Origin of the sequence: Amycolatopsis sp. 195334CR, from assembly GCF_017309385.1 — a bacterium.
In the GTDB taxonomy this organism is placed as follows: domain Bacteria; phylum Actinomycetota; class Actinomycetes; order Mycobacteriales; family Pseudonocardiaceae; genus Amycolatopsis.
In genome coordinates this window covers 2,455,782-2,466,382 of the sequence record NZ_JAFJMJ010000001.1, presented here as the reverse complement: position 1 = coordinate 2,466,382, position 10,601 = coordinate 2,455,782, and the positions used below count along the sequence as shown (strand labels likewise).

Sequence of the window (10,601 nt, the reverse complement as noted above, 5' to 3'; positions counted from 1 at the left end):
GCATGAGAGCGCCCATCGACGCGCCGTGGTACCACCTGTACTTCGGCCGGACCTTCGTGCTGGACGCGACACCCGACGGCGAGGAAGCCGGCTACCTGCTCAACTGGGACACCGGCGAGTTCGACCGCGACGACCGGCCGATCGACGCGGTCCGCGGCGCGACCTCCGACAGCGACATCCACTCGCTCAGCCGGGAACGGTTCATCGAGCGGACCGAACGCATCCGGGCGGACCACCTCACCGGCGATGGACCGATCTTCGAGCTCTACGAGAACATCCACGCGATGCACAGGCAGCGGCGGGCGGAGAACCGGCGCCTCACCGACGAGGAAATGGCACACATCAACTCGTTGCGACGCCGGACCTTCGCCATGTGGGAAGAAGAACTCGCCCGGCGGGCGGCTGGCGAGCCGCCGAGTTTCACGGTTCGCCGCAGGCGCTGATGAGGGCTCGTGAACACCCCGCCACCGCGCTACTACGAGTACTTCGGCCGGACGTTCAAGATCGAATGGACCGCGGACGGGCGCCGAGGGTGGCTGCTCAATCTGGACACCGGCGAGTTCGACCCGGCCAACGGACCGATCTCGAAGGTCGTCGGCGCCACCTCGGACAGCGACATCTGCACGCTCACCGAAGCCGACTTCATCGAGGAGACCGAGATACTGCGGGCGTACACGCTGACGGGCGAGGGGCCGATCTTCGAGCTGTACGACACGATCGACGCGTTGTTCGCGCAGAAGGACGCGGAGAACCGGCGGTTCACCGACCAGGAACGCGCGCTGATCCGGTCGTTGCGACGGCGGACCTTCGCCATGTGGGAGGACGAACTAGCCCGGCGGGCGGCTGGGGAGCCTCCTGGGTTCTCGGTGCGCCGCGGGAATGTGTGAAGGCGCCACACGGCGACCTCGAATCATGGGAAGGTACGGACAGCTCTCCAGCCTCGAGGAACACCGCATGACCCAGCCGCATGAGCTGCACCAGGGCCTGGCCGGCCGGGCCTGGTTGCAGGCGTTCGCCACCTACAAGGACGAGGAGTTCCAGGTGGCGGGCTTCACCGCCCCGCACTTCCTGCTGTCGTGGAGCAAGGACGACGCCGAGCGCGCGGCCGAGCTGGGCATTCCCGAAGGCGACGCGGGTGGCTATATCGACAAGGCGACGCCCGAGCAGCTGACCGCGTTGTGGCAGGTCCGCATCGACGTGAACAGCTCCGCCGCCACCCCGCCCGCCCAGCCGCTGTCCGAGGACGAGCGCGGCAAGCTGCTCATCGACCTCGGGCGCGCGTTGGTCCCGCTGCGCCCCGAGCACGGCACGGTCACCGTCGACTTCCGCCAGCTCGGCGGGTACACCGAGGTCGAGGTCAGCTCCACCGACGACAACGGCACCCTCTTCTGGTCCGCGCCCCCCGCGGTCGGGGAGCTGCTCTCCGAACTGCGCGCCGGGATGTACGAGAAGGGCGTCGGGGCCTGGTTGCAGGCGCGGTACACCCTGCGCGGCAACCAGTTCGACTTCGACTTCGACCTGCTCAGCCCGCCGGAGTGGAAGCGCCCGCCGGACCGGCCCGGGCTGCCCACCCGCACCGCCTTCGCCAAGGAGCTCGAGGAGTTCCCCCGCGAGGACGAGCACCTGCCGCGGTGGCTGCGCGAGAAGGCGGGCCTACCCCTCGCCGTGCGCTTCCAGCACGCGCGGATCGTCGACGCCTACATCCCCGGTGAGCGTCCGGTGGTCGACCGCCCCGCGCTGCCCGAGGAGGAGACGCTCGCGGTCCTGCACTACCTCGAGCGCTCGCCGGTGGTGCTGATCGGCGACCAGCCGGGCCCGGACATCTTCGCCCCGGACGGTGAGCCGGACGTGCCGGAGCGCTACCACACCGACGGCCGGTGGATCTGGCACGCGTCGGCGGCGCACTACCTCCGCAAGCACGGCACACCCCCGGACCAGGAGCTGGTCGAGCACATCCGCGCGCAGCGGTACCAGACCCCGCACGTGGACCGCCTGCACCGGCTGACCGCCGCCGCCGACCTGCTCGGTGAGCCGCGGCCGAAACCGGACCCCGAGCAGTTCGAGCCGAGCACCGGCGACCTGGCCGCCGAGCTGGAAACCCAGGTCGGCCCCGAGCTGGACGGCGCCGAGACGCTGGCGACGCTGCGCGCCCGCCTCGACGAGGCCGGCGCCTGGCCGAACGCCTACCGACTGGGTGAATCCGTGGACGACGCGTGGAGCCTCAAGCACACCGAGCAGGGCTGGGAAGTGGCTCGCTACCAGGGCGGCGAGCCGGTCGACCCGGTGTACTTCAGCCGGGTGGAAAGCGCCGCGCAGCAGTTGCTCGGCGCGGTGCTGTTGCACCCCGCGCGCATCACCGCGGGGGCAGAGAGCCCGCTGGAGACCGCGCGCGAGCTCGCCGACTGGCCGATCCAGCCGGTCGACGGCGAACCGCCGCTGACGTTGTTGCGGAACAAGCGCCTGATCCGCCTCGCCACGGGTACGGTTGTCGTGCGTTTCGGTGACGAACACGGCAACCTGGTGCACCACACCGGGGTGCGTTTCCCCACCACCTCCCTGCCGCTGGAGCGGGAAAGCGCGGAACGCCGGTATCGGCTGGCCCGCCCGCTGTACGTGATCACCGGGATCACCGTGCCCTGGGCGAACCTGCCCGGGGGAGCGATCGCCTACGTTCTCCCCAGGACGATCACCGAGCACACCAGTGACGGAAGTCTGGAAGGAACGGTCTGAGCGTGGAAGCGGCTGAAGCGGTAGCCAGGGTCGAGGACTGGCTTCGTGCCGTGCACGGGCCGGACCAGCGCACGGTCCGGGTCGACACGGACAAGGTGCGCCGGGTGCCCGAGGGCTGGTCGGTGCCCTACAACGCGGTGGCCTACCTGGACGGGGGCGACGCGGGCAAGGAGATCTTCCCGCCGCCGAACATGGTGGTGCGCGAGCCGGACGGGCAGGTGCGCCAGGCCGCGCCGCACCCCGGCGGGCTGAGCATCCCCGCGCGCTACCCCGGCCGGGAGCACTGGAAGGAGATCGTCGACCGGGAGTTCCGCGATTCCGGGCTCAGCCACCTCGGCGTGCCGCTGGCCGCGGTCGGTGGCTGGCAGCAGGTCCTGCCGGACGGCTCCGACGGCGACGAGGAACGCGAGAACCCGGACTACCTGCCGGGTCCGCTACGGCTGGGCCGCGAACGCCCGCGCAACCCGCTGGAGTACCTGCTCGCCTTCCACGACGCCGGCTGGCTGGACCGCGAGCGCTTCCTGATCGGCCTGGTCAGCACCGAGGTGTTCATCCCGATCGCGGACAACGACCGCGTCCCGCGCACCGCCTATGACCAGCGCGAACACCGGCTGCTCACGTACAGCGACCCGCGCCACCTGCCGGAGCACGCGCACCGCTGGTGGCACGTCGACCTGGCCACGCTGATGAAGCTGGACCCCGCGCCGAACCTGAACCTCGACGGCGGACCGCAGTACCGCCAGCAGGTCACCGGCGCCGAGCTGACCGCGATCCTGGCCACCTACCCGCGGTTCAAGCAGACCGTGGACAAGAAGCTCACCGGACTGGCCGCCAGCCAGGAGATCAAGACCTTCGCCGCCGAGGCCGCCGCGAAGATCGCCCTGCCGACGCCGGTCTCCCCGCCGACGCACGCGGTCGACTGGGCCCGCCGCAACGGGTACGACCTGACCGACGAAGAGATCCGGCTGACCGTGCTCGGGCGGACCTGGCGCGAGCGCGTCCGGCTCGACGACGGTGGCCGCTGGCCGGTTGACCTGGCGTCGAACGGCCTGCAACCGGGTTACGGCGACAACGGCGAGGCCGTGCCGCGGCTGAACACCTTCGGCAAGTACTTCGAGCAGGGCAATCCCGGGTTCAAGCACGGCTGGCACCGGATCACCGGCGCGTACGCCGGGTTCGCCGTCGGCGAGGCGCTGGGCATCCACGGCACGCTCGGCGAGGACGTGCCGCTGGGCCCGCTGACCCAGCAGCTGCTGTTCCTCACCGAAGGCATCATCCGCAGCCCGCACCGCGAGGACCCGGAGCAGGAGGGCCAGTTCGCCGTCGCGGCGGCTCGCGGCCTGCTGCGCTGGCTGCACACGCAGGGCGAACCGGTGCCGGGTCCGGTCGACGGCTGGCTGGCCCAGGTGCCCGAGCTGCGGACCAAGACCGAACCGGACGCCGGTGAGCTCGCCGCCCTCCGCGACCTGGCGCAGGAACGGCCGGGCACCGCGAAGGGCCCGGGCGCGCTGCTGGTCGCGCTGCCCGCCGCGCTCACCAACGGCTACGCGGGCGAAGGAATCACCGGCGGGGTCGCCGGCGCGGCCCGGCAACTCGCCGCGCTGACTCACGGCTCGGAGTTCGACATCGAGGCGGCCGCCTTCCTGGCCACCCTGTTCGACCGGTTGCTCACCAAGGACAAGGTGTGCCCGCCGGTCACCTCGGCGCGCGCGCTGTTCACCGGGAACTCCTGGGACGCGCTGCGGCACGCCGTGAACCGGGGCCTGATGACGATGGACGCGACGTCGAAGATCCCGCTGCTGCCCAAGCCATCCGGCTTCGGGCCGGGAACGGACACCGCCACCGTGCTGTCCGAGGTGCTCAGCGCGGTCAGCGGCTACGAGAACTACCCGGACCTGGCGCTGCACCGGTCGGTGACGCACGACGGCAGGCGCCCGCTCACCGGCGCGCTGGCCGGGGCGCTGATCGGGGCGCGCGTCGGCCTGCCCGGGCTGCCCTGGGTGTCGCGCCTGCGCTCGCGGTACCTGGTGGAGCACCTGGCGAGCGACGCCTTCTGGCACTTCGACCAGTACAGCCCGGTATTCGAGAGCACTTCAGGATGGGCGAGGCGGTACCCGCGATCGTGAGCACCAACGAGATGACCCAGAGCACGCGAGAGCAGGCGATCGGCCGCGTCGAGGCGTGGCTGCGCGACCAGGACGGCGGCGACGCGCTGCGTGTGCGCAGCGAGTACGTCGTCCGCAACGGCGACGGCTGGAACGTGCCCTACAACGCGGCCGCTTTCCTCGACGGCAGCGACATCAGCAAGGGTCTGTTCCCGACCCCGGTGCTCTTCGTGCCGGACGACGGCGGCGAGGTGCGGCACAACGCGGCCGCGATGGCCGTGCCGAACCCGCCGAGGGCCGTCGCCGACGAGGGCCCGTCCACCTGGACGCCGGTCGTGGATTCCGACTTCGACCAGGCCGCGTTCCCGAAGCTGGCGCCGCCGGAGAAGGCGATCCTGCGCCGCGAATCGGCCGACGGCGCCGTCCAGCCGAACCCGGCTTACCAGGTCGGGCCGCTGAAGATGGGCTTCCCGGTACCGCTCACGAACGCCGAGAAGCTCTGGCAGTACCGCTCGGTCGGCTGGCTCGACGACCAGACCTACTACCGCCACCTCACCGAGTGCGAGGTGCTCGACGTCGGCGACAACACCGCGTACACCTCGCCGGTGCGCGTGCCCGCCGAGGTGAAGTCGTGGACGCGCAAAACGCTGCGGCGGCTGTTCCAGGAGCAGGGCGGCGGCGGTTCGGTGCTGCTCGACCCCGGCACGTACAGCGCCGAGCTGGTGCGCCACCACGTGCTGCCCGAACTGGGCGACGACCAGGGCCCCGAGCCGGTGCCCGGCGCGCCCGCCGAATACACCGCGAAGGTCGTCGAGACGGTGGACGCGCTGGTCGCCGAGTTCGGCGTCGACCCGCCGCGCTACCTGACCGGGCACCTGCCGTTCGCCGCCGAGCAGGCCCGGCAGTACGGCTACCTGCTGACCGAGGCGGAATGCCTCCAGTACGCGCGGGCGTACGCGTGGTGGTTCCGCAACCTGCGCGCTCCGGTCACCGGCGCGACGGTGAGCTGGCCGGACGACCTGTGGGCGGCCGGTTTTGTCGAGCACCGCGCCACCGACGGCACGCCGTCCCCGCAGCCGTGGCACTTCGGCAAGTTCTTCAAGCGGATCTCCACCCAGCAGGGCAGCAACTTCCGCTGGAACCGGGTGGCCGGCGCCTACGTCGGCTTCGCGCTGGGCGACTCGATCGGCGCGCAGGCCGACCAGCACGGCAGCTGGACCGGCGGTGAGCTGGAGCGCGGCGGCCTCACCCGGCAGCTGCTGTTCCAGACCGAAGCGGTGATCCGCGGCCTGCCGCCGGTGAACGACACCGCCGAGGTCCCCGCGTCGCTGCCGCGCGTCGGCAGGCCGGAGAGCTGGCTGAACGAGGCGACCGCGGGCACCGGCCCGGCGCCGGCCGAGTTCGCCGCGCTGCTCGCCCCCGCACTGGCGGCGACCGTCGCCGGTGGCACCCCGGTCGAGGGCATCGACGTGGCGTACTCGCAGGCCATCGCGCACGAGCTGATCGGCGCGGCGGCGGGCCCGGACCTCACCGAATGCGCCGATCTGCTGGTCCGCGTGCTGTGGGGCGTGCTCAGCCCGGCCGAGGGCCTGCCGGACCAGCTGGCCAAGCCGGTCTACGCGCTCCTCGGCGAGATCCGGAACTCGTTGCCGGAGCACGATTCGCTGCGGGCCGAGCTCGCCACGGTGATCAAGCTGCGTGACGACTGGTCCGGTGACGAAACCGCCCAGCTCGAATCGATCGGTGACGGCCGGTCGCCGCGTTCGGTGCTGCTGCGGGCGTTCTTCGCCGCGGCCAAGCGCGGGCACGACCCGGGCGGCGCGATCCTGCTGGCCGCGAACTCGTCCGGCAGTTCGGCGGTCACCGCCGCGCTGACCGGGATGCTGGTCGGCGCGCAGCGCGGCGTGCCCGGCCTGCCCCAGCAGTGGGTGGCGCGGCTGCCGCAGCTGGGCCTGGTGGACAACGTCGCCGGGGACGCCTTCTACCACTTCCACCGCTTCGGCGTGGCACGCGAGCCGTCGGCGCAGGGGGAGTGGGAAGCCAGATACCCGCGGGGGTAGCGCATGGACGAGTGGCTCAGCGACGACGAACTGTCGGTGCTGGCGCGATTGGTGCGCCGCCAGCAGGCGGCGGCTCCCGGTGACGCGGTCCGCGTGGAACGGGTGGAGCTCTTCGTCGGCACCGACGCCCGCGGCCGCCGCTTCCTGACCCGGAACCCGGTCGCCGACTGGACACCGGAACCGGTCGCCGACTGGACGCCGGAACCGACCGGCGGCGTCGATCCCCGGCGCTGGCGCGGCAGCCTGCTCGCCGGGGCGGTCGGGGACGCGCTCGGCGCGCCGATCGAGTCGAAGTCGATGGAACGCGTCCGCGCGATGACCGGCCCGGACGGCATCCTCGACTTCATCCCGGCTTACCACGGCATCGGGATGATCACCGACGACACGCAGATGACGCTGTTCACCCTCGAAGCGCTGATCCGCGCGCACGCCGAGCAGCGGCACACCGGCGAGACCGATCTCCGGTACGGCCTGCAACTGGCCTACCAGCGCTGGCTGCACACGCAGGGCGTGCCGTGGGACAAGGCACGCGGACCGCAGGACGTCAGCGAGCAGCCGGACGGCTGGCTGATCACCCACGAACCGCTGCACCACCGCCGCGCCCCCGGGCAGACCTGCTTCTTCGCGCTCAAGGGCTACGGCTCGGGGGTGCCGATGGGCACGGTCGAGCGCCCGCTGAACGAGTCGAAGGGCTGCGGCGGCGTGATGCGCGCGGCGCCCGCGGCGATCTGGTCGGACGATCCCGCCGACGCCTTCGAGATCGGCGTGATGAGCGCGGCGCTGACCCACAGCCACCCGAGCGGCTACCTGCCCGCCGGCACGTTCGCGGCGATGGTGCACCAGCTGGTCCGCGGTGCGAGCCTGGACGCCGCGCTGGCCTCCGCCCGGGAACTGCTCGTCGGCTGGAAGGGCCACGAGGAGACCTCGGCCGCCATCGACGCGGCGATCGCGCTCGCCGCCCGCGGTGAGCCGACCCCGGAGAAGACCGCGACCCTCGGTGGTGGCGGCGTCGGCGAGACCGCGCTCTCGATCGCGCTGTACGCCGCGCTGGTCACCGACAACCCGAACGACGCCCTGCTGGTCTCGGTGAACCACGGCGGCGACAGCGACTCGACGGCTTCGATTTGCGGCAACCTCGTCGGCGCCCTCTACGGCCCCGAGCAGTTGCGCCCGAACTGGCTGGACCAGCTGGAACTGCGGGACGTCATCGAGCAGATCGCCGACGACGCGCTCGCCGAGTTCGGTGCCGAGCCACCGGAGTGGGGACCGCGCTACCCACCGTCGGTCCCGGCCGTCGAAGCACCCGAAACCGGCCCCGCCGAACCGCAGGAACACCGCGCGCGGACCTCGCTGCTCGCCGCGCTGGAAACCGAGACCCCGGAGACCATCCCGCCACCGGCATTGACCAGGGAAGAACGGTTCCGCGGCAGCATTCTCGCCGGCGCCGTCGGCGACGCGCTCGGCGCGGCCCGCGAGTTCGACCCGATGGAGCGCATCCGCCAGCTCCACGGTCCCGACGGCATCACCGACCTGGTGCCCGCGTTCGGCGGCCTCGGCCGGATCACCGACGACACCCAGATGACCCTGTTCACCCTCGAAGGTCTGATCCGCGCGCACGCGCACCAGCGCGCGGGCGGTCAGCGCGGCCGCGAGCACTTCATGCAGGACGCCTACCAGCGGTGGCTGCACACGCAGGGCGTCTCGTGGCTCAAGTCGCGCGGCCCGGAGAACAAGACCGACGGCCCGGACGGCTGGCTGATCACCAACCGCGACCTCTTCGACCGCCGTGCCCCCGGCGCGACCTGCTACAACGCGCTGAAGGAGTTCGGCGCCACCGGTCAGGGCGGCACGCTCACGCACAGCCTGAACGACTCGAAGGGCTGCGGCGGCGTGATGCGCGCGGCGCCGGCCGCGCTGTGGCCGGACGTCTTCGAGACCGGCGTGTTCAGCGCGATGATCACGCACAGCCACCCGACCGGGTACTTCTCGGCGGGCGCGCTGGCGGTGATCGTGGCCCACCTGCTCGACGGCGGTTCCCTGCCGGACGCGGTGGACCAGGCGATCACCCGGCTGAAGGGCACCGACGACAGCGAGACGCTGGCCGCGCTGGACGTGGCGATCAAGCTCTCGCACCAGGGCCCGGTGACCCCGGAGAAGATCGCCGCCATCGACGGCGGCGGCTGGACCGGGGAAAGCGCGCTGGCCATCGCCGTCTACGTCGCGCTGGCCACCGACAGCCTCGACGAAGCCCTGCTCGCCGCGGTCAACCACGACGGCGACAGCGATTCGACCGGCGCGGTCTGCGGCAACATCGTCGGCGCGCTGTACGGCCCGGACGCGATCCGCGCGAGCTGGCTGGAGCAGCTGGAACTGCGGGAGGTCATCGAGGGCCTGATCGCCGACGCCCTCGCCGAGTTCGGGCCCGAACCGCCGATCTGGGGCCAGAAGTACCCGACCACCCTCCGCCCCGCGACGGCGCCGCCGCCACAGCTACCCGCGACCGACTTCTTGGCACTGCCCGAAATCCAGCCCGAGATCCAGCCCGAACGCACCCCGAAGCCCACTCGCGACCAGCGCTTCCTCGGCAGCATCCTGGCCGGCGCGATCGGTGACGCCCTCGGCGCCGCCGACGAGTTCGAGCCGATCGACATCATCCGCGAGCTGCGCGGCCCCGACGGCATCACCGATCTGGTCCCCGCGTTCGGCGGCCTCGGCAAGATCACCGACGACACCCAGATGACCCTGTTCACCCTGGAAGGGCTCATCCGCGGCCACGCGCACCTGCGCCGGGGCGGGCAGACCGGGCTGGAGCACTTCGTGCAGAGCGCCTACCAGCGCTGGCTGCACACCCAGGACCTCGCCTGGGAGGACTGCCGCGGCCCGCACAACCCCAGCCTCGAACCGGACGGCTGGCTCATCACGCACCGCGAGCTGTTCAGCCGCCGCGCCCCCGGCAAGACCTGCCTGACCGCGTTGATGTCGTACGGCAACAACGGCCGGATGGGCACGTTCACCCACCAGCTCAACACGTCCAAGGGCTGCGGCGGGGTGATGCGGACGGCCCCGGCCGCGCTCTGGCCGGGCGATCCGGGCGTGGTGTTCAGCGTCGGCGCGATGGCCGCGGCGCTGTCGCACAGCCACCCCACCGGGTACCTGTCGGCGGGCGCGCTGGCGGTGATCGTGCGGCACCTGATCGACGGCGGGTCCCTGCCGAGCGCGGTGGAGGAGGCGTTCCGGCAGCTGTCCCGCTGGCAGCACCACGAGGAGACCACCACGGCGCTGCGGACCGGGGTCCGGCTGGCCGAGCAGGGCCCGCCGACGCCGGAGAAGATCGCCACGATCGACGGCGGCGGCTGGATCGGCGAGAGCGCGCTGGCCATCGCCGTCTACGTCGCACTGGCCACCGACAACCTCGACGACGCCCTGCTCGCCGCGGTCAACCACAGCGGGGACAGCGATTCCACCGGCGCCATCTGCGGCAACATCGCCGGCGCGCTGTACGGCCCGTCGCACCTCCGCCCGAGTTGGCTGGAGCACCTGGAGCTGCGGGGCGCGATCGAGGAACTGGTCGCGGACGCCCTCGCCGAGTTCGGCCCGGAGCCGCCGGCGCATTCGCTCTGGGAGCTGAAGTACCCGAACTCGTGATCATGGTTCCACGTGGAACACGCGACGGGCGGCCGACTAGATTTGACTCGGATCTCACCGA

The 10,601-nt window shown here is 71.9% G+C and carries 6 protein-coding genes; all 6 read left to right on the top strand.

Annotated features, from left to right (window positions below):
* Window positions 1-2: 2 nt before the first annotated feature.
* The gene (locus tag JYK18_RS12030; protein WP_206802163.1) at window positions 3-443 is read left to right on the top strand and encodes a hypothetical protein; all 441 of its coding nucleotides are present in this window, start codon (window positions 3-5) and stop codon (window positions 441-443) included.
* Window positions 444-452: 9 nt separating this feature from the next.
* The gene (locus JYK18_RS12025) at window positions 453-887 is read left to right on the top strand and encodes a hypothetical protein (RefSeq protein ID WP_206802162.1); all 435 of its coding nucleotides are present in this window, start codon (window positions 453-455) and stop codon (window positions 885-887) included.
* Between the two features lie 67 nt (window positions 888-954).
* Window positions 955-2,730 carry a TNT domain-containing protein gene (locus JYK18_RS12020; RefSeq protein ID WP_206802161.1) on the top strand — a complete coding sequence of 592 codons (1,776 nt, stop codon included), beginning with the start codon at window positions 955-957 and terminating at the stop codon, window positions 2,728-2,730.
* A 2-nt stretch (window positions 2,731-2,732) separates the two neighbouring features.
* The gene (locus JYK18_RS12015) at window positions 2,733-4,856 is read left to right on the top strand and encodes a YrhB domain-containing protein (RefSeq protein WP_206802160.1); all 2,124 of its coding nucleotides are present in this window, start codon (window positions 2,733-2,735) and stop codon (window positions 4,854-4,856) included.
* Window positions 4,829-6,895, top strand: coding sequence for a YrhB domain-containing protein (locus tag JYK18_RS12010; RefSeq protein ID WP_206802159.1), 2,067 nt, complete (start codon window positions 4,829-4,831; stop codon window positions 6,893-6,895). The genes JYK18_RS12015 and JYK18_RS12010 overlap by 28 nt, the downstream gene beginning before the upstream one ends.
* Window positions 6,896-6,898: 3 nt before the next feature.
* Entirely contained in the window at window positions 6,899-10,540 is a 3,642-nt protein-coding gene (locus tag JYK18_RS46615) for an ADP-ribosylglycohydrolase family protein (protein WP_242579070.1), read from the top strand.
* The last annotated feature ends 61 nt before the right edge of the window (window positions 10,541-10,601 follow it).